General features: G+C 54.8%; 26 protein-coding genes and 1 pseudogene. 13 read left to right on the top strand and 14 right to left on the bottom strand.

What is annotated here, in order from left to right; genetic code table 11:
* Positions 1–266 precede the first annotated feature (266 nt).
* Positions 267–1,076: a mechanosensitive ion channel domain-containing protein gene (locus tag ACHZB8_RS05950; RefSeq protein WP_316859344.1), complete on the bottom strand. Its 810-nt coding sequence runs from the start codon at positions 1,074–1,076 to the stop codon at positions 267–269.
* Positions 1,077–1,356: 280 nt separating this feature from the next.
* Here ACHZB8_RS05950 and ACHZB8_RS05955 point away from each other — a divergent pair, with 280 nt between their 5' ends.
* The gene (locus ACHZB8_RS05955; RefSeq protein WP_316859345.1) at positions 1,357–2,406 is read left to right on the top strand and encodes an alpha/beta hydrolase; all 1,050 of its coding nucleotides are present in this window, start codon (positions 1,357–1,359) and stop codon (positions 2,404–2,406) included.
* A 25-nt stretch (positions 2,407–2,431) separates the two neighbouring features.
* On the opposite strand, the gene ACHZB8_RS05960 is transcribed toward ACHZB8_RS05955, so the two are convergent.
* Positions 2,432–3,040 carry a DNA-3-methyladenine glycosylase I gene (locus ACHZB8_RS05960; RefSeq protein WP_316859423.1) on the bottom strand — a complete coding sequence of 203 codons (609 nt, stop codon included), beginning with the start codon at positions 3,038–3,040 and terminating at the stop codon, positions 2,432–2,434.
* 432 nt (positions 3,041–3,472) lie between these two features.
* On the bottom strand, positions 3,473–4,198 hold the full coding sequence (locus ACHZB8_RS05965) for a protein phosphatase CheZ (RefSeq protein ID WP_316859346.1): 726 nt from the start codon (positions 4,196–4,198) through the stop codon (positions 3,473–3,475).
* A gap of 446 nt (positions 4,199–4,644) precedes the next feature.
* Here ACHZB8_RS05965 and ACHZB8_RS05970 point away from each other — a divergent pair, with 446 nt between their 5' ends.
* Entirely contained in the window at positions 4,645–5,430 is a 786-nt protein-coding gene (locus ACHZB8_RS05970) for a DUF2927 domain-containing protein (protein ID WP_316859348.1), read from the top strand.
* 383 nt (positions 5,431–5,813) lie between these two features.
* Complete coding sequence (locus ACHZB8_RS05975) at positions 5,814–6,527, top strand: L,D-transpeptidase (protein WP_394706126.1); 714 nt, start codon at positions 5,814–5,816, stop codon at positions 6,525–6,527.
* A gap of 250 nt (positions 6,528–6,777) precedes the next feature.
* On the opposite strand, the gene ACHZB8_RS05980 is transcribed toward ACHZB8_RS05975, so the two are convergent.
* The gene (locus ACHZB8_RS05980; RefSeq protein WP_316859351.1) at positions 6,778–8,082 is read right to left on the bottom strand and encodes a GGDEF domain-containing protein; all 1,305 of its coding nucleotides are present in this window, start codon (positions 8,080–8,082) and stop codon (positions 6,778–6,780) included.
* A gap of 502 nt (positions 8,083–8,584) precedes the next feature.
* Here ACHZB8_RS05980 and ACHZB8_RS05985 point away from each other — a divergent pair.
* The gene (locus ACHZB8_RS05985; RefSeq protein ID WP_316859352.1) at positions 8,585–8,983 is read left to right on the top strand and encodes a cytochrome c family protein; all 399 of its coding nucleotides are present in this window, start codon (positions 8,585–8,587) and stop codon (positions 8,981–8,983) included.
* A 186-nt stretch (positions 8,984–9,169) separates the two neighbouring features.
* On the opposite strand, the gene ACHZB8_RS05990 is transcribed toward ACHZB8_RS05985, so the two are convergent.
* The 3 genes from ACHZB8_RS05990 to ACHZB8_RS06000 form a co-directional block, all read right to left on the bottom strand.
* Positions 9,170–9,772: a GNAT family N-acetyltransferase gene (locus ACHZB8_RS05990; protein ID WP_316859353.1), complete on the bottom strand. Its 603-nt coding sequence runs from the start codon at positions 9,770–9,772 to the stop codon at positions 9,170–9,172.
* Between the two features lie 328 nt (positions 9,773–10,100).
* Positions 10,101–11,513 (bottom strand): hypothetical protein, encoded by a 1,413-nt coding sequence (locus tag ACHZB8_RS05995; protein WP_316859354.1) that lies wholly within the window; start codon positions 11,511–11,513, stop codon positions 10,101–10,103.
* A complete protein-coding gene (locus ACHZB8_RS06000) occupies positions 11,510–12,523 on the bottom strand; it encodes a TRAP transporter small permease subunit (protein WP_316859355.1) in 1,014 nt (337 codons plus the stop codon). The genes ACHZB8_RS05995 and ACHZB8_RS06000 overlap by 4 nt, the downstream gene beginning before the upstream one ends.
* A 541-nt stretch (positions 12,524–13,064) precedes the next feature.
* On the opposite strand from ACHZB8_RS06000, the gene ACHZB8_RS06005 reads away from it, so the two are divergent.
* The 5 genes and pseudogenes from ACHZB8_RS06005 (at position 13,065) to ACHZB8_RS06025 (ending at position 16,935) form a co-directional block, all read left to right on the top strand.
* Entirely contained in the window at positions 13,065–13,892 is an 828-nt protein-coding gene (locus tag ACHZB8_RS06005; RefSeq protein ID WP_316859357.1) for a (Fe-S)-binding protein, read from the top strand.
* Positions 13,889–15,334, top strand: coding sequence for a LutB/LldF family L-lactate oxidation iron-sulfur protein (locus tag ACHZB8_RS06010; RefSeq protein WP_316859358.1), 1,446 nt, complete (start codon positions 13,889–13,891; stop codon positions 15,332–15,334). The genes ACHZB8_RS06005 and ACHZB8_RS06010 overlap by 4 nt, the downstream gene beginning before the upstream one ends.
* Entirely contained in the window at positions 15,331–16,032 is a 702-nt protein-coding gene (locus ACHZB8_RS06015; protein ID WP_316859359.1) for an LUD domain-containing protein, read from the top strand. Before ACHZB8_RS06010 ends, ACHZB8_RS06015 begins: the two co-directional genes overlap by 4 nt.
* A gap of 59 nt (positions 16,033–16,091) precedes the next feature.
* Positions 16,092–16,412 (top strand): annotated as a pseudogene (locus tag ACHZB8_RS06020) (AAC(3) family N-acetyltransferase); the annotation flags it as partial.
* On the top strand, positions 16,396–16,935 hold the full coding sequence (locus tag ACHZB8_RS06025) for an AAC(3) family N-acetyltransferase (RefSeq protein WP_316859361.1): 540 nt from the start codon (positions 16,396–16,398) through the stop codon (positions 16,933–16,935). The pseudogene ACHZB8_RS06020 and the gene ACHZB8_RS06025, both read left to right, overlap by 17 nt.
* A gap of 126 nt (positions 16,936–17,061) precedes the next feature.
* Here the strand turns inward: ACHZB8_RS06025 and ACHZB8_RS06030 are convergent, their stop codons facing one another.
* The gene (locus ACHZB8_RS06030; RefSeq protein WP_316859362.1) at positions 17,062–17,445 is read right to left on the bottom strand and encodes a DUF1127 domain-containing protein; all 384 of its coding nucleotides are present in this window, start codon (positions 17,443–17,445) and stop codon (positions 17,062–17,064) included.
* A gap of 275 nt (positions 17,446–17,720) precedes the next feature.
* Between ACHZB8_RS06030 and ACHZB8_RS06035 the strand changes: the two genes are divergently transcribed.
* Positions 17,721–18,611, top strand: coding sequence for a LysR substrate-binding domain-containing protein (locus tag ACHZB8_RS06035; RefSeq protein ID WP_316859364.1), 891 nt, complete (start codon positions 17,721–17,723; stop codon positions 18,609–18,611).
* Positions 18,612–18,658: 47 nt separating this feature from the next.
* On the opposite strand, the gene ACHZB8_RS06040 is transcribed toward ACHZB8_RS06035, so the two are convergent.
* Complete coding sequence (locus ACHZB8_RS06040; RefSeq protein WP_316859365.1) at positions 18,659–19,612, bottom strand: DMT family transporter; 954 nt, start codon at positions 19,610–19,612, stop codon at positions 18,659–18,661.
* A 447-nt stretch (positions 19,613–20,059) separates the two neighbouring features.
* On the opposite strand from ACHZB8_RS06040, the gene ACHZB8_RS06045 reads away from it, so the two are divergent.
* Positions 20,060–20,365 (top strand): BA14K family protein, encoded by a 306-nt coding sequence (locus ACHZB8_RS06045; protein ID WP_316859424.1) that lies wholly within the window; start codon positions 20,060–20,062, stop codon positions 20,363–20,365.
* Positions 20,366–20,475: 110 nt separating this feature from the next.
* Here the strand turns inward: ACHZB8_RS06045 and ACHZB8_RS06050 are convergent, their stop codons facing one another.
* Positions 20,476–21,000 carry a TetR/AcrR family transcriptional regulator gene (locus tag ACHZB8_RS06050; RefSeq protein ID WP_316859366.1) on the bottom strand — a complete coding sequence of 175 codons (525 nt, stop codon included), beginning with the start codon at positions 20,998–21,000 and terminating at the stop codon, positions 20,476–20,478.
* A 124-nt stretch (positions 21,001–21,124) separates the two neighbouring features.
* Here ACHZB8_RS06050 and ACHZB8_RS06055 point away from each other — a divergent pair, with 124 nt between their 5' ends.
* Complete coding sequence (locus ACHZB8_RS06055) at positions 21,125–22,075, top strand: oxidoreductase (RefSeq protein ID WP_316859367.1); 951 nt, start codon at positions 21,125–21,127, stop codon at positions 22,073–22,075.
* Between the two features lie 583 nt (positions 22,076–22,658).
* On the top strand, positions 22,659–23,696 hold the full coding sequence (locus tag ACHZB8_RS06060) for a lipocalin-like domain-containing protein (RefSeq protein WP_316859368.1): 1,038 nt from the start codon (positions 22,659–22,661) through the stop codon (positions 23,694–23,696).
* A gap of 23 nt (positions 23,697–23,719) precedes the next feature.
* Here the strand turns inward: ACHZB8_RS06060 and ACHZB8_RS06065 are convergent, their stop codons facing one another.
* The 4 genes from ACHZB8_RS06065 to ACHZB8_RS06080 all read right to left on the bottom strand — a co-directional run bounded on the left by ACHZB8_RS06065 (position 23,720) and on the right by ACHZB8_RS06080 (position 26,389).
* Positions 23,720–23,857 (bottom strand): hypothetical protein, encoded by a 138-nt coding sequence (locus ACHZB8_RS06065; RefSeq protein ID WP_316859369.1) that lies wholly within the window; start codon positions 23,855–23,857, stop codon positions 23,720–23,722.
* Between the two features lie 174 nt (positions 23,858–24,031).
* Entirely contained in the window at positions 24,032–24,406 is a 375-nt protein-coding gene (locus ACHZB8_RS06070) for a hypothetical protein (protein WP_316859370.1), read from the bottom strand.
* 266 nt (positions 24,407–24,672) lie between these two features.
* Positions 24,673–24,879, bottom strand: a complete 207-nt coding sequence (locus tag ACHZB8_RS06075) for a hypothetical protein (RefSeq protein ID WP_316859371.1) — start codon at positions 24,877–24,879, stop codon at positions 24,673–24,675.
* A gap of 130 nt (positions 24,880–25,009) precedes the next feature.
* Positions 25,010–26,389 carry a glutamate--cysteine ligase gene (locus ACHZB8_RS06080; RefSeq protein WP_316859372.1) on the bottom strand — a complete coding sequence of 460 codons (1,380 nt, stop codon included), beginning with the start codon at positions 26,387–26,389 and terminating at the stop codon, positions 25,010–25,012.
* Positions 26,390–26,452 lie beyond the last annotated feature (63 nt).

Below are 26,452 nucleotides of genomic sequence, written 5' to 3' on the forward strand. Positions count from 1 at the left end.
GAAACTTCACGTAAATGACATCTATATCGCTAAACTGAAGACGCTGCGGCACAAAGTTACGCCTTTATTCAACAAGAGACCGGGCAAAACACATTGCAGACTATCGATATCGACGGGTGTTTGAGCAAGCAGGTGCTAGAGAGCGTGATTGCCAATGCCCTTGGCCTTGGCCCGCCCGACTAGTTGCCGAAAGCAGAAAGGGCAGCACGGGGCCGCCCTCTGTCTTGATCTGATCGGCCATTGGACAGCTTGCGCCGCCGTATGGATCAATCCTCGTCCTTGCGCACAATCGTTGTGGTCGGATAAGGGATATCGATGCCGTTTGCATCGTAGGCTTCCTTGACCTTCTGCAACAATTCGAATTTCAGCGGCCAATAGTCAGATGCCTTGCACCACAGGCGGGTCGACACATCAACCGACGAATCCCCAAGATTGGTGATGGCAACCCATGGCTCGGGCGATTTGAAAACGCGCTCGTCAGCGTTGGCCAGATCGATGATAAGCGACATGGCCTTGTTGGCGTCGCTGCCGTAATCGATACCGAAGGTGAGATCGACGCGACGCGTGTCATAGGCCGAATAGTTGGTGATGATCGCGCCCCATGCCTTGGAGTTCGGCACGATGATCTGCACATTGTCGACGGTGACAAGGTAGGTCACGAACAGCTCGATGGACTTGACCGTGCCAGATGTGCCGCCAATGTCGACATAATCCCCCAGCTTGTAGGGGCGGAAAATGATCAGCATGATGCCCGATGCAACATCACTCAGGGTGCCCTGCAAGGCAAGGCCAATGGTCAGGGAGGCTGCGCCCAGAACCGCGACAAGGCTGGTCGCCTGGAAGCCGAACAGTTGCAACACGGCGATGCCGACAATCAGCAGAATGCCCCAGCGTGCCAGGGACGCGGCAAAATTTCCCAGGGTGTCATCGACCGATTCAAGCGGGGTGATCTTGTTCAGAATAAACCGCTTGACCATGCCGGCGGCAATATAGCCAATAATGATAAAAATCAATGCCTTGCAGGCATTAATAATCAGTGGGGCATAGCTTCCCAACTGCTCAAACAACTCGCTCATCATATCCTCTCAAGGTCTGCTGGCGTTGAAATTTTCATGCACGAAAGGGCACGGCACCCACAATGTCCGGTCGAGCCATGGCGGTTTCCCTTAACAACTTGTTAGCATATTTGCAAAGGAAACGCACATCTGTGCTCAATATTGCAGAGAAAACACCGCTTGCAGACGTTCGATACGCGGAGCGGTCTCCCCGGATCCGTGCCGCTCCCTTCATTGCCTTGTGCGAATTCCTTCTGGCATCTCAAGAGGGGTGCTTGAACAAAGCTCAGGAGCCGGTATCATGCGCTCGCAACAGCAAAGCCGCCTTTTGAAAACGGACCCCGCCATGATCTTCCCGTTGACTTCTTCTCGCATGATCCTTTCCCGGCCGGTTTGCGCCGGTTCTCTGTGCTTTGGCGTGCAAGTTCGAAGACTTGGGCGCGTTGGAAGGCTTAAGCGAACCGGAAGATTTGGAGCGCTGGCGATTCTCATGCTTTGCCTGCTTGCCGATGGGGTGGCGGCAAGCTCCTATCGCCTGTCTTCATGGAAGGATCGATTGTTTCGATATCCCGATCTCCTGGAAAGCGGGTATGACGGGGATTTCGTGCGGGTCAATTACAAGGAAACCCGCGATGTCAACGAGCGGGACGAAGTTCCTGTTCACAAAGTCTATAGCTACTATATCTCTCGCCTGCCGGACAAAAGCCATGTGACGAAAAGTTATTCCGTCAATGGCCGCACGCTTCACTATGAGGCGGCGGGCAGAAGTGCGGGCAAGGCCAAGGCCATCACCATCTTTCTGCATGGCCGGGGCGGCGACCGATCCCTTGGCTTCAATGACTGGAGCTTCGGGGGCAATTTCAATCGCATCAAGAATCTGATGGTCCGCAATGACGGGCTCTACATCTCTCCCGATTTCACCGATTTCGGCGGTCGCGGCAAGGCCGACATCAAGGCGTTGATCACCGAGCAGAAGGCGAAATCCCCCAAGGCGGCGGTGTTTGTGGCCTGCGGGTCCATGGGAGGAGAAATCTGCTATCAGCTTCTGGAGGATGCAAGTGCGGTGAAGATGCTCGACGGGATGCTGTTTCTGGGCACGATCCGTCGCGACACGCTGCTTTATTCCCCGGCCTTTTCAGCAAATGGGCACGGGCTGCCAATATATATTGGCCACGGGACTTATGATACTGCCTTTTCATGGCAGAGCCAGCTGGATTTCTTCAAGAAGGTCAAGGCCCAGCGACCAGATTATCCGATCCGGCTTGCCATTTTCGAAAAGGGCAAACACGGCACGCCAATCCGCATGCTGGACTGGCGCGAGACGCTCAACTGGATGCTGTCCCTGCGCTAGGTCCTCTTGCCAGACCTCATGATGCTTACGGGCGTTGGAAGCCCCGACGCAGGGCCTCTACATCATCGCGGCAGCAACACCCCTCAACATGATCATTGACCAGCCCCATGGCCTGCATGAAGGCATAGACCGTTGTCGGGCCGACGAAGGACCAGCCCCGTTTTTTCAAATCCCTGGAAATCCGGGTTGAAATCTCGGTCTTGGTCAGTTGCCGGATCTCGTCAAAGGAAGCATTGTCCGGTCGCTCTTCACGGCTCGGTTCATGGGCCCAGAAGTAGGCCGCCAGCGATCCGAAGTCCTTTTGCAATTCCTGGGCGCGGCGCGCATTGTTGATGGTGCTTTCGATCTTCTTACGGTGCCGGACGATGCCCTTGTCCTGAAGGCAGCGCTCAACATCATCCAGCCCGAAGGTGGCGACCTTTGCAATCTCGAAATTGGCAAAGGCGGCGCGGAAATTCTCCCGTTTGCTGAGGATCGTGTACCAGCTCAAGCCCGACTGAAAGCCTTCAAGACAGATCTTTTCAAAAAGCGTCCGATCATCCTTTACCGGGCGCCCCCACTCCTGATCATGATAGGCCATATAGTCAGGTTTATTGTCGTGCCACCAGCAACGCGCCTTGCCATCGGGGCCCATGATCAGACCATCTGAAAGTGTCTCGTCTGTCAAAGTCCAGCCTCCTATGTAAATGTTCATCTTTTGTTCATCTAGCTAGATTCACTGAACCTGTCAAGCACCCCATGGCGCAGGCTATCGGTGCCTCTCAGCGAGGCACCTGTCGCTTTTGGTTTCTTTAAAGGAGGACCGTCTACACCCCATGGCGCAGGCTATCGGTGCCTCTCAGTGAGGCACCTGTCGCTGTTGGTTTCTTTATGGGGGGGACCGTCTGCACCCCATGGCGCAGGCTATCGGTGCCTCTTGACGAGGCACCTGTCGCTGTTGGTTTCTTTATGGGGGGGACCGTCTGCACCCCATGGCGCAGGCTATCGGTGCCTCTTGGCGAGGCACCTGTCGCTGTTGGGTTCTTTATGGGGGACCGTCTGCACCCTTTTTGCTACGCAAAAAGGGTTAGTCAAACAGGGCGTCGATATCGGCCTGGCTGGCAACGCCGACATCGTCAGTCAGAGCCGGACCATTCAGAAGCGCAGCATCGCCGGTTTTTTCCAATGGATTGTCGACTTCAATTTCAATGAATTGCTCAATGCCGCCCCAAATATCCATCATGGAGACGATGCGCTCTTCGATGAAACGCAGAACATTGACAACCTTGGTGATACGCTGACCGGTCAAGTCCTGGAAGTTACAGGCCTCGAACATGGAAATGACAGCTTCCTGAATTTCGTGGGTCCACTGGTCTTCTTCACCGGTCAGAACCTTTGAAAGCTTGCTGGAATTTTCGTCAATCACCTCGGCGGCGGCCAGGATCTGCTCTGTCGCCTGCTCGGTGCCGTTGACGATGGCGTCCAACTCGTCGGTGACCCGGTTCATTTCCGCAGAGTGCAGACCGTTCACATGCAGCGTTGCAATTTCCCGTTTGGTCTCAGCGATGGCCTCATAGATCTCGTCCATCTCGCTTTTGATCTTGAGGGCCTCGCTCAACTCTTTCTGGAACGTGTCAAACATGGACGTGTTCATTTCCTGAGCCGGTTCAATCAACCGGCGCAGAGCGCCCAGTTCGTTCATGATTTCTCGGTGTTGATCGCTTGAAATTGCGGAATTTGCTGCGCCAGCCCTTGGAAGCACCGCATCGCCTAAAATCTGCTCAATTCGAAATGGTTTCGTAGCCAGTGCCATTCCAATTTTACTCCCGAACTACAAACTACTCTATGGGTCTTACAGGCCGATTGCGCGACGGAGGAAGGCTAACAAACAGCTCACCTCACCTGTCAGCGATGGCAAGGCGCAAAGACTTAATGGGGGCACATTAGACCAGGCTTCGTTAATATTGGGTTTTTGATTTCCCTATAAGTGCTTATTTTTCACTAGGCTATGAAATTTGAAGCCGAATGCCGACCCGCCATCTGGCAGAATAGCGCGCAAATGCCCGATATTGCTGATGCTTCACGGGGGTTACGGTAGAAATGATGCAAGCTTGCAATTGACCTTCCCGATGCAAATGCGCATTGTAACAATTGCTCGGCGCGTGACCTTGAATCCGGATTTTTGACAAGGATGTCCCAAAAGAAAGCCCCGTAAGGTCTTTGGCCCGAGTTATTTGGAAAGCAAGGTTGGCGTGATCGATGGACCGTTTAGTTCGCTTGGCTAAAGCATCAGACAAGACAAGACCTGCGGGCACCGCCATGGCTGAGCTTTGTGGTGTGCTCCTCGTCCTGCTCTTTTTGCTCCAGCCCGCAGTCAGCGCAGAAACCGTCTCCTATCATGACGATGACCTGACAAATGGCTTCTACAAGACCGTGTTCGGGTCCGAAATCTCTGCCTTGAGCTGGGGAAGCCAGTCCAAGAGGGTCAAGAAATATGTCACGCCGGTGCGTATCTGGATCGACAATCGCGCAAAACTCAATCGACTGAAGACGGTTCGGGCCTTCGTCAAAAGCCTGCCTCAAAGCATCCCCGGCTTGCAGATCAAAATGGCACGGAACAAGAAGGACGCCAACTTCACCATCTATGTGGTCGATGCCAAGGACTATATTCCAACGGTTCAGAATGAAGTGTTCAAGGACAAGTCAATTCAGGTGCCCGGAGAGTGTATCGTTCGGGTTCTATCCCGCCGCTCCGGCATCTTGCGGTCCGATGCTGTCATCGTTTCGGACAAGGGGCGGGCGACCTTCCAACGCTGCATGGTGGAGGAGATCCTGCAAGGTCTCGGCCCGGTCAACGATGACAAGAGCCTGATTTATTCCATCTTCAATGACGAGAGCCGTTTCGACTATTTCACACAGTATGATCGCATGATCCTTAACATGCTTTACAGTCCGGACCTGAGGCCGGGCATGACGCTGAACGAAGTCAAACCCCTGACGCCGCACCTGCTGCGCTATGCCCGCAAGATTGTCGAGAAGCGTTAGGCCTCTTTTTCATCCTTTCGGCACAGTCCGAGCTGGCTACCGAACCGGGAAGCCGTGCTTTTTTCCACCGGGCTCGCCGGATCCAAGCCGCAAATTGCACAGATTCCGCCCGACTGAGGCAGGCACAAAGCCCGCACGACGCGGAAAGGCCTCGAGATTGTCATTTCATTAAGTATAAATTTGATTCAGAAACCCTTTTTTAACGCTGAATCCAATCAATCGCCTTAGCAATTTCTTGTTAACCTTTCCGATTGATTTACTGCATAAACTTTGAATCAAATACAGAAGCATTTGTTAAGTATAATTTTTCCCTATGCTTCTCGTTACAATCATTTGGGGCTTATGGCCCGGAATGCTGTCGATTTTTGTTGTGAGTATCGTCGATGAGGCATCTATTTTTATCTTCATGCGCTGTTGCGCTGTGCCTGTCTTGGCAAGTGTCAACAAGTGCAGCCAGTTCCGTTCGCTATGCCGCGCCACCCCCCGTTATCCTGAGCCCCGACCAGATCGAGCCATGGGTCATGCAGTTGCGCCCCGGCCAGACAAGGGCCCGCCCCGTTGACAGACGCCCGCGCGTCAACCGGGTTTCATCGGTCGCCAGGCCAACCCTTGAAGCGTCAAAGAAAGTGACCGCGCAGCGCAGGCCAACCATTGATCCGCGTTTCCTGCCGACGGTTGTCGACTATTACGGCGCGGAGAAGCCCGGTACCATCGTCATCAATACCAATGAACGGTACCTGTATCTCATCAACAAGGATGGCACCGCCAGACGCTATGGTGTGGGTGTTGGTCGTCCGGGCTTCCAGTGGGCTGGCACGCACAGGGTGTCACGCAAAGCCGAGTGGCCATCCTGGCGTCCTCCTGAGGAAATGCGGGCCCGTCAGCCCGGCTTGCCTGAATTCATGGAAGGCGGACCACGCAATCCGCTGGGTGCACGTGCCCTCTATCTGGGCTCTACCCTTTATCGTATTCACGGCTCCAACGAGCCATGGTCCATCGGCCATGCGGTCAGCTCCGGCTGCATTCGCATGCGCAATGAGGATGTGATGGACTTGTATGAACGTGTCGGTGTCGGCACATCCGTCGTGGTCATCTGATCACGGAAACGATTTGTGGCGGACTTTGAGCGAGCCCGTCCCAGCTTTTGACTTGAGAGTGAGATCCATGATTGGATCTAACTGGGCTTCCCAACAGGGAAGCCTTTTTTTTGCGGGCATCTATTGAAAATCAGCCACGCCGGAACGCCGGAAAGGTCGCAAGAGGAAAGCCGGGTCAAGAGTCTGCAAGGTCGGGAAAGAACAGGAGCGCCAGAGAGCAGAAAAGGAACTGGTCGGGCCAGGAGACTGGCTAGACGAAGGTAACCGCACGGGTTCGTTTTTCGTGATACATCCGCGCGTCCGCAAGGGTCATCAGAGAGGCAATCGTGCCGTCGCCTTCGAACAGATGGACCACGCCGATACTCAGACCGAGGCCCTTGAAACCATTCTTGGAAAGCTTTCTTTCCACCGAATTGACATGCAGACGCAAGTGATCGGCATCCAGATCGCCCGCCCTCGGATAGACCTGAACCAATTCATCCCCCCCATAGCGGAAAACAAAATTCTCCACCTCGAAGTCGTGAAGACTATCGGCAACCAGTTTGAGCGCGCGGTCCCCTTCGCTATGACCAAAAATGTCGTTCACCCGCTTGAAGCCGTCGAGATCGACAAGCATGACCACGGAATTGCGCATCGCCTTCATGTTGAACAGAGACAGGATCTCGGACTCGTCCTGTTCGCCTTTCATGGTTTGCAGGCAGCTTTGCAGATAGGCTTCCATCGCCCGGCGGTTGCCATGTCCGGTGACAATATCGGTATTGGCATCGGCCACCGCTTGCTGAACCTGCTCGTGGATGCTGCCCACCTCGAAATAGGGGCCATAAAGCGCAGCAAGCTCTTGCAACAGGGTCACGGTGTCACTGACATCCTGAGGCTCTTGCTCATCGGCAAGCAGGGCGTAACCGATGCATTCATTGTGATGATTTTTCAGGCTCATGCCGATGACATGGCCGATTCCGACCTCACCAAGCACTTCAGGATTTGCAAAGCAACTGCCAAGATCGGATGTGATCGCCATGTTGTGACACAAATCGAAGGATTTGTTTTTGAAAATGGGCGGCAGTGTTCGGGCATCAAGGCGATCGCCATCAAAGGCCAGATCAAAGTCTATCTGCTCCTTGGCAAAGTCGATCTTTCCGATAGAGACCCATCGCGAGGAGACGTTGTTGCGCAGAACCTGCATCGCTGCCGCTGGGGCGGGCGTTCCCTCGCGGATCGCATGGGCGAAATCCTCACGCAGCATCTTGATCCGCTCGCCGAGAATATTGTCGAACTTGACGATGACGACCTTGTTTTGACCGATCTTGTGACATTTGAAGCGCCAGCCTTCCATCTTGGCCCGCGCAATCAGATGCCTGGTCGTGTTGAGGGTGCAGCCACAGCTCTCGGATCCGCAAAATTCCAGCAGGCGATCTTCCAGATGCTCGGGGAAAAACTGCATGGCCTTATTGCGATATAGTTCCTTGCCCTCCCCTGTGATGACGATGATCCCGTCACTGAGATCGTCATACATTGGATAAAGATCCATACCAGCTACCAAAGATTGTGTGGCCATTCGACTAATTCCACCCCTTAATTCAAGCCTGAATTGTAAACCCCAGATGATAAAAACTTGTTAAAAGTCAATTCCAACTGACATTTCATTTTTTATTGCAGTGGTTACTTTGGCCCGCGACAGAACCACGCTTCTGAAATCTGAGCTGGCGGCGGGGCTACTTGGAATTTGCTCTGAAAATTGAAACTTGTTCTATAAAATTCACATATCCTGTTTTCTATATGCATTGGATATCTGATTTGAAGTTTGTTTAGAAATACTCAAAACTAACTATTGCCAAAGCGCCCAAGACCTGCAACCATTGGGATGAATGGAGGACTTTTGGGAGGAGCGTCCAACCTTCGTATTTTCACGTATATCTTTGAAAATTCGATACTTTGGCCGCTGTGCCGTTTTGCCCGATTGTCATTCAAAAGCTGAAAGCTAAGTTAGAATAGACGTAAAAGTTGCATACGTCTGGACCTCTTAAATCAGACCGAAACTGACGAAAAGGATTGCGAGTATGAAACACGTGGTTGCCATGGCCGGCATTTTCCTTCTTGCCACTGCTGCGGGGGCCTTTGCAGAGGGCGATGCCGCGAACGGCGAACAAGTCTGGAAAAAATGCACGGCTTGTCACCAGATTGGCGAAGGTGCGAAAAACAAGGTCGGGCCTATTCTGACCGGCGTTTATGGTCGCGCCATTGGAACTGTTCCGGATTTCAAATATTCCGAAGGCTATGTTGCGCTTGGCGAACAGGGCGTTACATGGGAAGAAGAAAATCTGATGGCCTATCTGCTCAATCCGAAAGATTATCTGAAGGATGCCGGGGTCAAGAACAAGTCCAAAATGACCTACAAGCTGAAAAAGGAAGAAGATCGGGCAGACGTCATCGCCTATCTGAAGACTTTCTCTGAATAGAATGATGCGCCTTGCCGGGCGACCAGACTTGTGAAAGCGGTTTGCGCGGCAAGAGCGGCGATCAAGTGATCAAGTGCGACAGTCGGATTTCATGCGCTGAAAAGCGCGCCGAGCCGGTGGCAGATTGATCGAGAAAACATCCCGATATTCCTGTGTCGGGGTGTTTTTTCATATCTGGCGCACAGCTCATCGCTCTCCTTCAGACTGCATCAGAAGGCGCTCGAGGTTCGTTTTCAACGCGCTCAGCGTGCTCCAGCGCCATGCCTTCTCTCTATATGCGATGCGTCCATGGCGGATTTCGACCCGCTTGCCCGCTTCCTCTGCCCCGAGCTTGTGATAGAAGGCCTCGGCAACCAGATTTCCCCCGACCATCCATGCCCCGAGGCTGCTGTATCCGTCTGACATCATCTTTTCAAGAAGGGCCGCCATCAGGCGCTGGCCAAGCCCCTTTCGCAAGTGATCCGGGTGGACATAGAGCGCATAGAGTTCGGCATCGGCATCGATCTCACGTCCCGGTCGATCACCAAGGCGCATGGGACCGGCAAGTCCGTAGCCAACCAGCTCTCCATCAAGCTCGACAAGGCACGCGATCATGCGGCTCTCGGAATCCGACAGCCAGTCTCGCCAGTGGGGTGCTTCGGAGGCGGCGTCAAGGTGATCAAGCTCGCTTTGCGGTATGAGTCCGGGATAGGCGGAGCGCCAGCACACAACCTTGAGGCTGGCAAGATCAAGGGCGTCATCAGGCTCGGCAGCCCTGACAAGAATGGAGGTTGGGTTTTCTGTCATCATCCGGGCCTCTGCTCCGCTCATGGTGAATGATTGCACTCTTTTTGGAAAATGGGGTCGGATCTGATGAAATGGCAGAGGGTAAAACCGTCCTTCATCCTTGTTATCCACGCAAGGAAAAGCCGAGGCTTGCGTTTCACAACCTCAGCTTCCCTGCCTCCTCGTTTTTCTCCAGCACATGACACCACGAAGATAAAACCCCTCTTCTTCGTGGGGACCAGCCTTGTCATTGCTTCAATCCGGCAGCCTGCCGGACGAACCACAAAGGCCGACCATGTGCGCATTCATGGCCCATTTGAAACGAGACAAACCGTCCGGAAACCAGATGTGATCAGTTCAGCATCAAAGCAGGCAACCACAAAACCGCCTGCGGCATGATGATCACAGCGATCAAGCCAACAATCTGGAGCGTAAGGAACAGGGCCAAACTTGCCGGACTATCTTTGATCGAACCTGTCCATGAAACAAGTTCTTTTTCGGCCAGCTCGCCATTTTGCCGAGAGAAGGTCACCAGGGCCGTGAACAGCGTGAGCCAGACAAGGGAGGCAAACCAAAGCCGGGCATGGAAGGGTAAGTCAAAGATAGATAAAGGATATTTTTCCCCCTGAACAAATGCTGCGGATGTGCTTTGCGGCCAGAAGGGGGCCAGCTTATCGGAAAAGTCCATATGTGCAAAGATGGGCAGAACCATTGGCAAAACAACCAATGACATAACAAGCCAGTCCAGAATCAGGCCGATCAGCATCATTGCAAACAGCAGCCCGAAAAGGGTCAGCCAGGGCTGTCCTCCCTCCCCTTGCGGTATCAGGATTCGGACCATTGCCTGCATGTGCTGTTCGCCACCGAACCGCATGAAAAGCCAGTGGAAGCAATAAGCGGTGATCAACATGGCCGCAAGACTGGCACAGGCAAGAGACGCGCGCCCAAGAACCGCACCAAATTGAACCGGGGTCAGTTTGCCCTGAAACAGAGAAAGGACGACCAGAGCAAGGATCAGCAATGACAGGCTTGCGAAAATCGAGAGATGCCAATGAAGCAGCAGAGCCGGAAAAGCGGCGACCAGCAACAGCGGTATCAGAACGGCAAAGCTCAGCCTGATCCATGGACGTGCATCTGGTGTCCTGGCTGTCGGGTCCAGAAGACTGCGTGTCTTTGCGGCAAAAGCCCCGGCCCAAAGGTCGGCGAGCCAGTTTATGAAATACAGGAGGAAAAGCCCGAGGGCGGGAATGGCCAGAGCCGCTGCGAGATATTCCGCAGGCAAGGCAAAGCGGTCCGCAATGAAGATCAGCAGTACGGAGGCAGGCAAGGCAATCGCCAGAATGATCGAGCGCTGATTGCTCTTGTGCCTTTTATCGAGCTTTTGCTGTCTGGCGGCTCTGCGTGCACCATTCTTCGCATTTTTAGGGCGAAAGACATCGGCATCGAAAAGCCCCTTGATCGCGGTCGAGGCTCGCGCCATTTGTCCGGTTTCGATCATCAGTTCCGCCAGCAGAATGACCAGTGGCAAACTCAGATAGGCCCGGTTCAGCAATGTGTGGTTCAGAATTTCGGCAGGCAATGTCTGGAGCTGTTGAAGCGTGATGACATCATTGCCGAGCCCGAAGGCAAGGCAGAGCAAAGACGCACCGCCAAGACCGAAGGCCACTGGAAATCCGCTCGCCATGAAGAGCAGGAAGCCGAGCAGCAGCAGCTCAGGCGTTGCTCCATTCCACACGCTTGACGCTATGCTCTGCCAGTCGGTCATCCCAGATGTGCCCCTTTGTGTGAAGACCTTTCGGCCATTTCATAGGACTGGTTCGCAAGATCGGGCGTCGGGTCAAGATGGGTTGCCGCTCGCTTTTTCAAATAAGGTGGACCGAACAGATAGACCAGTGATCGGAACATGATTGCAACGGCAGCGGCAGCCAGAAGCAGAAAGGAAACCGGGAAGACCGAATAAAGCAGCCAGTCCGGAAGCCGGGCGATTGTCAGCAGGCTGACCGCATTGCCCAATTCAAAGCGCATGTCCGCATGGTGCCAGCCAAGGATGATGAAAACCCAGCAAAGCGGCAGGAGCAGAGTGATGGAGCCGATCAATTCAATCCAGGCCTGCCAGGAGGGACCGAACCACCGGCGCAGGCGGGTGAAGCGATGGTGATCGTCGCGCATATAAGCGGATGCAAGACCCCCCATGAACAGGATGGCAACCATCCATGCCACTATATTCGGGACGATACCGCCAGACACTCCGCTCTGGTCTGGTGAGCCGATCTTGCCCCAGTCGAGAAGCTCCATTTCGGATATACCGTTCAGATCCGCTTCATGGAACAGCAAATAGAGCGGGAGCAGGAGCAAGGGCAGATACAACAGGGAGACCAGACGGGCGACCAATCCCACGATACGACCGATATCCTCGCTCACCTCCTGGGCGCTCAGACGCACACCGCCACTCTGACGTTTGCAACTGAGAGCAAAGAACAAGACAACAGACAGACTGCCTCCCAAAGCGATCAACACGCCATCAGTGATGGTCAGGATCCTGAGGTCAAGGCCATATTCCTCCAGCATGCCCGGCAAGCCCTGCGGCACCGAGATGAAAGCATAGGCAAACAGAATGTAGGAGATCAGAAGCAGGATCGGACGCGTCCGCCAGCAGCAGGCCATGAAAACCGTGATCGCAGAGAGCAGGAGCAGAGGGCCTGCATAAAGCGCTGGGGCAAAAAAGGCCAGCACGGCGCACAGACAGCCGATCACAGCAACAGCAGCGCCTTTCATCTGACCCAATCCCCCTTTGACATCCCACCCGAATTCACGTCTGGACAGATGTCACTCATAAACTGGCATTTCTGCCTATGTCCAGATGCCGGAAAGAAAAATTCAGTTCGGCCACGCACCCATCCGCAGCCACCAGGGCTCGATTATGATACGATCCCCCCGGCATTGGCTAGGTAATAACCACTATTTTCGGTATTTTATACAGACATATTTAATGATCATTGTTAACCGTGTGATGACCATGAAAGCATGGAAATATGACCAAAATTGCGAGAACAGAGGCTTCGGGCACAAATATGGGAAAAAAGGGGAAAGGTCGGACAAAGTGAATTTGCTGCCCCTTGCACATGGTCCATTTTATGTCCAGACTACCGGCTCGACCCCCTCACCTGATTGAGCCTCGTTTTCACCAATGCAACTTTGAATATCAGGGGGCTTGTGAGATCCTTCTGTTTGCGGATGAGCCTGCCAAAGGCTGCAAGAACGCGACCCTGCAACGCAGATTGCCCCTTTTGCTTTCGAGCGGAAAAGACTTTTTGAAATGGACCAGATTGAAATGAAATTCGGAACGCTCTCTCCCGAGGACCGGAAAACCAGGACCGTCGGCTTCTTTGTGACCTGTCTTGTGGACCTGTTTCGCCCGACGGTGGGATTTGCCGCAATCAAGCTGCTTGAGGATGCCGGTTTCGTGCTTGAAGTGCCCAAGGAGCAGACCTGTTGTGGTCAGCCAGCGTTTAATTCGGGCGATCTGGACGATGCCAAGACGCTCGCCAAGCAGGTCATCAAGGCATTCGAGGGGTATGACTATATCGTTGCGCCTTCCGGCTCCTGCGCAGCCATGATCGCCAAGCATTATCCGGCACTCCTGAAGGATGAGGTCGAGTGGCACGAGCGCGCCCAAAAGGTCGCAGCCAAGACCCATGAACTGATCAGTTTTCTGGTCGATGTGGCGGGTCTGACAGAGGTCAGCTCCTCCTTTACCGGTTCGGTCACCTATCATGACAGTTGCACGGGGCTGCGGGAACTTGGTGTCAAGGAACAGCCGCGCCAGTTGCTCAACTCGATTGAGGGGCTGGAGCTCAAGGAAATGCGCGACAGTGATGTCTGCTGCGGTTTTGGCGGCACCTTCTCGGTCAAATATCCCGATATCTCCGATGCAATCGTGACGAAAAAGACCAGAACCATCGTGGAATCCGGCGCGGCCACCCTGCTGGCGGGCGACATGGGGTGCCTGATGAATATGGCAGGCAAGCTGAAGCGTGATGGCTCGGCGATCGAGGTGCGCCATATTGCCGAAGTGCTGGCCGACATGGTCGACGGGCCGGCAATCGGCGAGAAACCGGGACGTCAGGGGAGGAACAAGTCATGAAAGTCACATCTCCAACCTTTCCCGAAAATGCCCGCAAGGCGCTCAGGGACGAAACCCTGCAACGGGCGCTGAAGAATGTCGAGATTGGCTTTATCGGCAAACGGCAGGCCGCGGCCGATGCACTGCCGGAATTTGAGGCGCTGCGCGATCTGGGACGCGACATCAAGACCCATACGCTGGGTCGTCTCGATGTCTATCTGGAAGAATATGAAAAACAGGTCACGGCAACGGGCGGGCATGTGCATTGGGCCGAAACGGGCGAAGATGCCTGCGAACTGGTGCGCGAGATCTGCCGCTCGGTCGGGGCCAGAACCCTGACCAAGGGCAAGTCGATGATCTCGGAAGAAATGCAGCTCAATGCGTTCCTCGAAAAGGACGGGCTCGAGGTCACCGAGACAGATCTTGGCGAATATATCGTCCAGCTGAGGGGAGAGCATCCCAGCCATATCATTGCGCCTGCGGTGCATGTCACCAAGGAGCAGGTCGAGGCCGATTTCCGCAGCAAGCATAAAGGGCTTGACCCTCTTCGCAATCTGGACGCGCCGGAAAGCCTGTTGGGAGAAGCCCGGCAGATCTTGCGTGAGAAATATTTTGCAGCTGATGTCGGCATCACGGGAGCCAACTTCCTTGTGGCGGAGACAGGCTCTTCGGTGATCGTCACCAATGAGGGCAATGGCGATCTGACCCAGACGCTGGCGCGGGTGCATATCGTCCTCGCCTCGATTGAAAAGGTTATTCCGACGCTCAACGACCTTGATGTCTTCTTGCGGCTGCTGGCGCGCTCGGCGACCGGGCAGGAGCAGAGCGTCTATACCACCCTTTCCACCGGACCCCGGCGCGATGAAGATCCGGACGGACCGGAGCAATATCACGTCATTCTGCTCGATAACGGCCGCTCCAAGATGCTGGGAACAGAGTTTGAAGACATGCTGCGCTGTATCCGCTGCGGGGCCTGCATCAATCATTGCCCGGTCTATCATGCGGTGGGTGGTCACGCCTATGGCTGGGTCTATCCCGGCCCGATGGGCTCGGTTCTGACCCCCTCCCTCGTCGGCATCGACAAGACCGGCCATCTGCCCAATGCCTCGACCCTGTGCGGCCGCTGCGAGAGCGTCTGCCCGATGCGCATTCCGCTGCCCAAGATGCTGCGTCACTGGCGCGAGCGGGATTTTGCACGTCATTTGCCGACCAACCCGCAGCGCCTTGGACTCAAGGGCTGGGCTTTTCTGGCATCGCGCCCCAAACTCTATCATTCGGTGATGAGGCCGGGCATGAAGCTGATGAAATATCTTGCGCCAATGACCGGCCTGATGAAGCGCCTGCCAGCGGCAAGCGGCTGGACCAGACATAGGGAATTCCCGGCACCGGAAGGGGAAACCTTCCAACAGCTCTGGGCGAAGGCCCAGGATAAGGGCGGCAAACAGCAAGGGAAGGCAAGATGATGGCGAGAAAAGACAAGACCGCAGCACGATCAGCGATCCTTGGCAGGATCAGCCAGTCCATAGCCTCGATGCCGGGCCATGAAGACAGGACCAGGGCGCGGCAGGAGGCTCTTGAAAGGCTGGCGCAAAAGGAGCGTGGCATTGTGCCCAGGCGGGCGCAGGTCGGGCGCTACGAGCAGGTTGCGATGTTCATGGATTATGCCGAACGCGCCGCTTCCAGCACCGAGCGGGTAAGCTCTTATGATGCAGTTCCCGGCGCCATTGCTGCCTATCTCAGAGGGCGCAATCTGCCACAAAAGATCCGCATGGGGAGCGATGCGCGCCTTGCCGCCATCCGATGGGACCAGGAACCGCAACTGGACTATACGGTCGGCGCTTCCGACGGGTCCGATCCGGTTGGCGTCAGCCATGCCTTTGGTGCTGTGGCGGAAACAGGAACCGCCATTTTCACTTCGGGAACCGACAATCCCACCACGCTGAATTTCCTTCCCGAAACACAGATCATTATTGTCAATGCCGATGATATTGCGGGCGACTATGAGAGCGTTCAGGACAATTTGCGCGACTTCAATGGTCGGGCGGTCATGCCGCGGGCCGTCAATTTCATCACCGGCCCATCCCGCTCTGGCGATATCGAGCAAACGCTTTTGCTGGGCGCCCATGGGCCACGTGACGTACATGTGATTGTCGTGGGATAGGGTTAGCATGGACCGGTCCAACTGATTCTGGCAAAGAAGCCCACAAGGAGACCTGAGCCATGTCCGAAGCCGATGCCGTGCAAGCTGCGGTGCGCCCTGCAACGCGCTCAAGCATTGCGGCTCAATTGCGAGAGGGTGGGCTGGAAGCGGGCTCTTGTGTGATCGTTCACAGCTCCTTGAGTGCGCTTGGCTGGGTGGCCGGTGGTCCGGTCGCGATCATCGAGGCCCTCACTGATGTGCTTGGTCCGGAGGGGACGCTGGTGATGCCCAGCTTTTCCTCTCACCTGTCCGAGCCTTGCCACTGGCAAAAGCCACCGGTTCCCGCCTCATGGCATCCGATTATCGAAGCCGAGATGCCTGCCTATGATCCTTTGCGCACTCCAACCTGGGGCATGGGGGAAAACGGCGGAGCTGTTTCGCACCTGGCCGGGCGTCAAGCGCAGTTCCCACCCGCAGAATTCCTTTGCCGCCCTGGGGCCGAAAGCTCCCGAGATTGTCGCCGAGCATCCGCTAGACCATCCCTTTGGTGTTTGCTCGCCGCTTGAAAAGCTCTATCAGCTCGGAGGACAGACGCTGTTTCTGGGGGTCGGTTTTCATCGCTTCACGATGCTGCATCTGGCGGAAACCAGAGCATGGCCCCATCGTCCGCGCGAACAGCAGGCGGCTCCCGTCATGGAGCATAACGAGCGCGTCTGGAAACGCTTCTCGATTGAGCCAGCCGGAGAAACCGGGCACTTCATGCCCATCGGCGAGGCCCTTCTGGCAAATGGCATCGCACAGGCCTTTGCGGTTGGCGCAGGCAGGGGCATGCTCGTTGCTTGTCGCGATGCAGTGGATTTTGCCCTTGAGCGCTGGAGCAAACGCCCCGATCCGGTATTTGGCACGAGCGGCAACGAGCGTTAAGCGTCCCTATGGGACAGGCAGGATATCGACCTCCCTGCAAGGCAAAAAAAGACCCGCCGCGGGGGACGGGTCAAGGAAACAGGGGTCTTCACAACGACCCCTGGCTGCTTACTCAAATGAACAGGGTCAGGCACAGCCGCTGCTTGCGGTCTCGACCTTTTGGTCCGAACAGCAGGCCTTCAGTGTTTCGGTAATCCTCAAGGTTTCAGCAACCTTGTGGGGCGGCTCGGACGGTCTGTGCCAACGCGCGAGGACTTCAAGCTCGCGTGCGTGAATTCTGTTACGTGCCTCGAAGGGATCAATCAGCATTGGGTTGCGATAAAGCGGCTGGGATGCAGCCACCACGATGTCGCCTTTGGTCAGGCCAATGTCTGCAAGGGTGTGCTCATCCAGCTCGGACAATTGGGAGAGCGCGGCACGATTGCGCGCAATTGTCGCAAGCCCTGAGACCACACGGCGCATAGAATGTGCCGCGAATGTGAGAACAGAGTTCATGAGAACTGTCAGCATGGTGGCCTCCTATTGTGTCCTGTTCGGGTCTCGTGGCGGGACGGAAATCTGCCATTTTCACGACCGGGCCCTGAATGGCGGGCCATGGCATTTGCGATCCGCTTCAACTTGAGGCGACTATCCCAAACCGCAAACAATAAGTCCAACGAATGTTTTTTATAGAAATGATCTCATTTTGTGATAAGTTGCGACATGCCGCTGCATTCCCTTTCGGCTTGACCCTGCCGCGTGCTGCCACAAGGGTCTGTCCACCTTACATCCTGTGAGTATCCACCATGAATGCCCTTCTCGATCTGGACCAGCTCCGCACCTTTATCGCCATTGCCGAAACAGGCAGCTTCACGAAGGCTGCCGAACAGGTGAACAAGACCCAGTCAGCTGTGTCCATGCAAATGCGTCGGCTCGAGGAGCGGATCGGACAGACCATATTCGTGCGCGACGGTCGCCAGAGCCGGGTGACTGATGCCGGTGTCAGATTGCTCGATTATGCGAGACGGATGCTGTCGCTGAATGCGGAAACCGTTGCGGCCTTTTCTGCCGATGCCATGTCCGGGACGGTTCGGCTCGGTCTGCCCGACGATTATGCCCCGCGATTGCTGCCAACCGTGCTGGCCAGTTTTGCCACGACCCATCCCAATATAGAGATCGAAGTCGTCTGCGAGCAAAGCTCCTGCATTCACCGGCGCATTCAGGACAGCCGGCTTGATCTCGGGATTGTCACCCATGGAGACCGGACCAGAGAGAAGCACGGCCGGATCATCCGCTCGGAGCCCCTGCTATGGGTCTCATCGGCGCATCATTCGGTGCATTGCCAATCAACCATTCCCCTTGCACTCGGGACAAAAACCTGCTCTTGGCGGGCCTGTGCCACAACGGCTCTGGCAAAGGCAGGCAAGAAATATCGCATCGCCTATGTCAGTTCTTCCGCTGCCGCGCACACTGGGGCGGTGATGGCGGGACTTGCCATTTCCGTCTTGCCGGAAAGCGCGTTGACATCGGATATGCGCGTTCTTGGCCCACGGGAGGGCTTTCCGGAATTGCCTCATTGCGACATTGCGATGCTGCGTTCGGAAAATTCACAGGAACGGATCCACAATGCGCTTGCTGCTCATATCGTCAATGCGCTGGACAATGTGTCCTGCAACAGCAAAGTGGCGGCCGAATAGACCTGTCAAAGAGAGCGAACTGACGTTTCGGAGCGGGTTAACGCCGCTCAGACCCTCGCTCCCTTTCCCTTCTGCATGACAAGAATATTGCCCGCAATGATGGCGACCAGCCCCAGCAGCCCCGGTAGCGTCCAGTGATAGTTTTCGAAAATGGTTGACAGAACCAGCGCCACAATCGGGAACAGCACGGTGAGATAACCCGCCCGCGCCGGGCCGATATTGTTGAGCAGTGTCATATACCCCCAGAAGGCGATGACCGAAGCCATCAGCACCAGCCATGCCATGGCGATCCAGTATTTGGGCTGCCAGTCGACCAGAAACGGCACATCAAGCAGTTGCGAAAGGAACAGCAGCCAGAGCGTTCCATAGAACATGCTCCAGGCATTGGCGCTGACCAGAGGGACATTGTATTTCCGGTTTGCGACCGAAATAATGTTACCGGTGCAAAAGCAGAACGTGCCTGCCAGACCGAAGCCGAGCCCGATCAGAACTCCGTCATTCCCCGCATTGGCGGCGATCTCGGGCCAGAAAATCAGCCCGATACCAATGAGACCGAGTGCCGCTCCCATCAGTCCAAATCTGGTGGGACGCTGACCGAGGAAAATCGCGCTGAGGACAATATTGATAAGGCTGGTTAGCGAGAAGATGATCGCCATCAGGCCGGAAGCCATGTAGCCCGCCGCATAATAGAACATCACGAAGTTGGTGGAGAACATGCACATGCCCAACAGCGCCATGCGCAAATGGACAGGCAAGGGGAACAGCAATCGATATCTGCCGATCATGGCCCAGATGAAGACGATGAGAGAGGCGATCGAAAAGCGATAGATGCCGGTGATCAGAGCTGGCACGATATCGATCTGATTGGCCATCGCGATCCAGCTCGTTCCCCATACGATGATCATCATGGCATAGAGGGAGAAATCCCTGCCGCTCATGACACCAAGGGTCTTTGCTTCCAACGGATTGGGAGTGATCGGATCGGTTGCCGTTTCGGTCATTGGCTTTTCCTGTATTTGACGAGCCTTGGGCAGTATGGGAGATCGGCTGTTGGCCTGACAGCTTGATGTTCGGCCTTTCGGAATGGGGTGGATCCTAACAAACTCCATTCATAAGCTCTAATGACATTTTTTTTGCCACCGATAAGAATGCTTGATGTTTACGCTGACAGCCCCGGTTCAGGCCTTTGTTTCCAGACGTCCGGGCCGAGCGCGATCCCCACTCTCGGGCCACTCCCTCTCTTTTCCTATCCCATTGAAAAAATCGGCAAATTTCCGGATACGACAAACATTTCTATTGCTACATAAATACATATCGACGTCATTTGACGAAAGTGGGATAATCACACATCAGTTAAACGAAAGCGTTTCTCAATAAATTTACTGATAACGCCCCCCGCGACAGGAGTTATGGATATGAAACTCGCTTATTTGGTCGCTTTGGCGCTTATGCTTGCGACACTTGGCACAGCCGTGCCGGGTGGGTCGGCCTATGCGTTCGGACCACCTCCACCCCCCCGTGATTATGGCTCCCCTCCTCCGAGACCTTTCTATGGCCCACAGCCTCCAAGACCTTATTTCCGACCGGCACCCCCGAGACCTTACTATCGGCCACCTCCTCCGAGACCTGTCTATCGCCCGGCACCACGTCCCTATTGCAATGTGCCAGCCTGCGCTGCGCGTTACAGAAGCTTCCGTGCCTGGGATTGCAGCTATCAGCCCTATAACGGACCTCGGCGCTTGTGCCGCATGTAAGACATGAACAAGACATCGTCTTGGATCATGCCGTAATCGACAAGAACAAGACACGCTCCCGGACCACTCTCGTACCGGGAGCGTTTTTATTCGTGATCATGGCTTGAGACTCAGATGATGGCCTTGAGTATGCGGATCATGTCGTCATGGAAGGCTTGTTTTGTTCGGCATCGCAGAAGCAGCCCCTTGGCGCTGACGGCCAGAGTATAAACCTTGTCAGCCGCATCCTGAGGTGTCTTGGCCATACCAGCGTCCAGCATGAGGGCCTCAACCGCGGAGTAGAACTCATCCTCGCCCTCATGACCGTCCTTGCTATAGAATTCCATCGCCCTTTCAAACATCTCGGCCCCATGCGGGGTTCCGCTAAGCAAAGGGACATATTCTCCCGCCCAGCGATCAAATGCATTTGCGATGCGATCCGATACCGTGGCCTCGGCATCGTCCAGCGCCATCATGGCACTCTTGAATGTACGGGCCGTCAGTTCGGCAAGTGTCCATTCAAAAATCCCCTGTTTGGAGCCAAATTTTTTGTAAATAGACTGGCGGGACAGTCCTGCCGCTCTGGCAATATCGTCCATTGACGCCTTTCGAAACCCATATTGGCAGAAGATCAGCAAGATTTCGTCGAGATTCATAAGAGCTTTCCACAAAATATTTACAAAGTTGACAAATTTCATCTTTTTTGTAAACTTTGTCCATCGGTCTTATCACCCTACCCTTCTGACAATTCGGGTTCAACACATTTCAGGAAAATCGCAGATGACTTCGAATTATGTTTCCAATCTCGGCATCAAGGACTGGCAACCGGAGCGCCTCCCGGACCTCACAGGCAAGCTGTTTGTCATTACCGGTGGCAACTCCGGTATTGGCGCTGAGGCTGCACGTGTTCTGGGGGAAAGGGGTGCGGACCTCATTCTGGCGTGCCGCTCACCGCAAAAGGCAGAAACGGCCCGCGCAAGGCTTGCGAAAACGATCCGCGGCAAGGTCGACCTTGTCACGCTCGACCTCTCGGATCTCGCCTCGATCAGAGACGCGGCGGCCCTGGTGCGAACCCTTGCACCCAAGATTGATGGTCTCATCAACAATGCCGGCATCATGCAAACCCCTGAAATGAAAACCAGGGACGGGTTCGAATTGCAGTTTGGCACCAACCATCTGGGACATTTTCTCTGGACCAGCCTGCTCATCGATCTGGTCGAGGCGGCAAGCGGACGGGTCGTGCAGATTTCATCGATTGCCCATCGCGTCGGTCGCATCAATTTCGGCGATCTGATGTTCCGATCAGGCTACACCCCGACAAAGGCCTATGGCCAGAGCAAGCTGGCCAATCTGATGTTCGCCCTGGAGCTGGATCGTCGTCTGGCCGAAGCCGGAAGCCCGGCCAGCGCAATCGCATGTCACCCCGGTTACTCGAACACCAATTTGCAAAGCACCGGGCCAACCGGATTTCTCCATGCACTCTATGGCCCTCTCAACTCTCTCATTGCCCAGCCCAAGGAACGCGGCGCCATCCCCACCCTGCTCGCTGCGGCCGGGGTGGAAGCCAAGCGCGGAGCCTATTACGGGCCAACAGGATTTCTCGGCATGAGCGGCCCGGTTTCCGATGCTCATGTGGCGTCGCATGCCTTGAAAAAAGAGGATTGGAAGGCCCTCTGGCAGGCAAGTGAGACATTACTTGACATCACTTTTCTGCCGACGCCTCAAGCGTGATTTTAGACATTCGTGGCCAATCCAAAACCGGGTTGGCCACGCAATTTGTCCATTTATTCAGCACAAATACCAATATTTTGCCTGTTGAAAAAGCAGAATCATTCCAACTTTCAGTTACTCTCACATTTCTTTCGAATGCGACCAAATAGTCCTTGACTATACCCCTCAATGCGCTGCTAACATAGGTTTTGAGAGGGAAAACGAGTCGATATTTCTAGCGACCGATGCACATAACTCAGACCTGTCAAGTCGTAAAATCATTTACACGACGATAGTCGAAGGTGCTGTAGTCAGAATGCAAACCTTTACTGTTAAGCAAAGTTGCCTGGGGAGGCAATGAAGCCTGCGTTCAAACAATGACGGTTGCGTGTGTTTGATTGTGCGTTTTTTTCCTGATGCCGGGGGTCTGGAGGAAGGTCCCGGTGTCGCAGACGGCATAACTGGTTGCTTCGCGCTGTTTTGGGCTCTGTCAGCCATGCGCGAACGGCATCAGTGCCGCATGACCCCATAGGTGCAACTCCATATTAGGTGAAGCAAAGATTTTCTTTGTTCCGTGGAACATGCCGCTTACTGGAGGTCAGGTATGCAGCTCAAATCGCAGATTGGCGGAGATACTCTTCTTCAGACGCCACAACAAGGCCGGTCTGCCAGACGAGGCAAGGCTGTGCCCGTTACCAGCGCAAGGCTGGCGCATGATCTTGCCTGGCATGAGGGGCGTCACCCTCTTGAATCCTGGCAGTTTTCAACCTCCCTCAGGGGGGGAGATCATCATTTCAGCTTCCGGATCCATTTGCTCATCGTCGAACCGAGCGCCAAGGAACCTCAGATTTCAATAGGCCTTTGCCTTCTGGATCAGGATACCGGCTGGATCAGGGAGGTGGAGAACACCGTTCCGCTCAAGGATATCCTGATAAGCGGGCAGGCCCTGCAAATCTCGTCGCGGGAAGTCGATATCAGCGGCAGTGGCACCGATATTCATATTGTGGCCGACCTCCCGGACGCATCAATCGAGCTTACGGGCACGATCTCGTCTCCGGTTCTGGTGAATAATGGCGAGGGGGTTTTCTATTTCCTCGGTGCACAGCATTACAAATTCTCTCTGCCAGCCATTCAGGTTTCCGGCTCGGTCGACATCATGGGCAAGCCTCAGTCCGTTACCGGTGCCATGTGGCTCAACCGCCAGTGGGGAGCCCTGCCGAGACGGTTTAGCCTGGATCGCAATCTCGAACAACGCCAGTGGATCAATCTCTATCCCCAGCTCAGCAACGGCATCAAGATCAGTGCCTCGCAATTGTGGGACTTCTCATGCAACCGCATCGAGACATGCTGCACGGTTGTCTTGCCGGATGGAACTCATATCATCGAGAAAATCGAGCCGCTCGATCTCAATGACTTCGTCGACAGTCGCCTGTCGGGTCGTCGCTATCCGCGGCATGTGGTTCTCTCACATGAACCGCTTGAAACATGCCTTCAGATCAGCTTGCCTTCCCAGCATCGCGAAGTGGTCTCGAAAATCGGCAATCTGATCAAGTTTGACGGCAAGATCGTTGTCGATGGCTACATCTATGGGGAAGAAGTGACCGGAGAAGGCTTTGTCGAAATGGTGGGGCGCTGGCGCTGACCGGATTGGATCGTCTGTTCTGATCAAAGGCGTTTTCGCAGCTCCCCGCCAAGGAATGACGAAAGCGCCATGGTCAAGCTGTGATCCTCATCGCCCCCTCTTCCCCGCGCGCCTGCTCCTTCACGCTTGGCACCTCGCGCCAGCCCTCTTACGTCTGGCATCTCTGGCCTGGCATCTCACGTCTGATATCTCGCGCGGGCTCTCAGGACGTCCCCCACGCCAGACACCTTGTATCTGACGACAAAAGGCCGCAATGGCTTGCATTTGCGACTTGCGACCTTGCAAAATGGTCTCTGCCAATACAGGCCGTGGATCACGGGCATTGTTGGTTTTCATCAGAACCATCTGGGTCGGTAGAAATTGGTTCCTATGGGAATTTCTTCCCTGTCACTCTGATAGACCTCATATTCCATGCATTTGGGCAGTTGTTCCTCATCGGGCATGAAAGCAGTGCATTGCCCGATAAATATCTCACCGCTCGTGAGCGTGAAGCGGAGATCATCAACCGGATCGTTCTTCAGCGTGTCGACCTTGCCGAAATAGGTCTTGCCATCAAAAACGACCAGATCATCCAGCTTCACTCCACCGGGATAAAAGAGAAGGCTGATCTTGGTCTTGTCTGGCTTCTGACCACTTATTTTGGCCGGAACACAGGCGGAAAGGCCAACAAGGACGAAGCAACATAAAAATGTTTTAAAAATTTTTTTCACGGTGGGATCCTCGCATCGTGCAACCGGATCTATATGGTCCAGACATTTTACAAGACACGGATAGCGGCCCACAAGACCGAGTTTTGTCGCTGCCCTTCCTTTCAACCGCTCCGGTGTGACGGAAGGCAATCACGACAGTCGGTGGAGAGCCGAGCATGATGAGCCGAAACCGGCAACGGCACGCGCTCAGTCCATCTGGCCGGAAACAACAAAAAACGGGGCACTTTTCAGTGCCCCTGCTTTCGCCAGATTACACGCACGGCACTCTAGGCGGCCGCAACCATTGCACCATTGGGCATCATGTCATCAGAGGGTGCCTTGCCATTTTCCTTGAAATAGAGCTTGCGTTTACACTCGCATTGACGCTCGCCCTGACAATAGGTCCTGGTGAAGCCAAGACAGGCCAGGTGTTTGGACTCATTGTATTTTTTGAAAAATCCGCATTTTTCCAGGTTTTCACAACAATCTGTCATTGTCTTCATGTCCTCAAAAATGGTTTCACGAAAACAAGTATAGACAATACCTATTAACAGAGCCTTGCAATAATAGGCGACAATCCATCACAAGTTGCATTAATTACCGTAAATTGTCGTTTTTTGATTTCTAGTAGGCAAAATCCTCAAAAACGCGATTGATATTCCCGCCCCATTCATTGTTGAAGCGCATGAGAAGCTGGTCAGCCGGGGTAAGTCCCAGGGTCACCGTTTCTTCAAGGGCTGCGAGATATTGCGTTTCGTCGAACCCGGCACCATTAAGACGGTCGCGCGCGGCAAGACCTTCACGGGCAAGGGTGACAACCTGTTTGGCAATTGCCTGCACGGTCGTAGTGCGGAAGGATGTCTTAAGGCCATCTCTCGCCACGCCAATGCGCAAGGCCTCCCGCTCTTGCTGGGTCCAGTCCCTGACGAGATCCCACGCAGCATCAAGCGACGGCTGATGATAGAGAAGCCCCGTCCAGAGCGCCGGAAGAGCACAGATGCGACGCCATGGGCCACCATCGGCACCACGCATTTCGATATAGCGTTTAAGGCGCACTTCCGGGAACACGGTCGTCAGGTGGTCTTCCCAGTCCTGCAAGGTCGGTGCGGTGTCCGGCATGCCTTCCTTGCGCTTGCCAGACAGATAGTCGCGGAAGGTCAGCCCCGTCATGTCGTAATAGGTGCCTTCACGGGTGATGAAATACATCGGCACGTCCAGAACCCAATCGACATACTGCTCATATCCGAAGCCTTCTTCGAAAATGAAGGGGAGCACGCCGGTACGATCCGGATCCGTATCCTGCCAGATCGCGCTGCGCAAGGACTGATAGCCATTCTTGTGGCCATCCAGAAATGGCGAGTTGGCAAAAAGGGCTGTTGCAATCGGCTGCAAGGCCGTGCCGACACGCATCTTCTGCGCCATGTCCGCCTCGCTGTCAAAATCGAGATTGACCTGAATGGTACTGGAGCGGAACATCATGTCGAGGCCAAGGCTTCCCACCTTTGGCATATAATTCATCATGATGGCGTAGCGGCTTTTCGGCATGACGGGCACATCTTCCCGATGCCATTTGGGCGAAACACCAAGACCGAGGAAGCCAATGCCCAGCGGGTCGGCAACCTCGCGCAGCTGTGCCAGATGGCCATGCACTTCGCGGCAGGTCTGATGCAGATTGTCGAGCGGTGCACCGGACAGCTCGAACTGGCCGCCGGGCTCAAGCGAAATAGCGCCGCCATTGATCGGATCATTCAGGCCGATAATCTTGCCCTTGTCCTCGATCCGTTTCCAGCCAAGCAGGCCTTCCATGCCGAGCAGCAGGCGTTCGATGCCGCGATCTCCTTCATAAGGCACGGGTTCGTAATTGTCCTTGTAGAAGACGAATTTCTCATGCTCGGTACCGATCCGCCATTTCTCCTTGGGCTTTTCGCCGCCCGAGATGCACTCGATCAGGGCATTGCGATCTTCAAGGGTAATGGGAACAGCGGTTTCATGGGAAGCGGCCATTGATCAGGCTCCTGGTATTGTGGCGAGACGCGACAATCTGTCATTGTAATTGTCACGTATTGT

Source organism: uncultured Cohaesibacter sp. (genome assembly GCF_963556055.3).
Classification (GTDB): domain Bacteria; phylum Pseudomonadota; class Alphaproteobacteria; order Rhizobiales; family Cohaesibacteraceae; genus Cohaesibacter.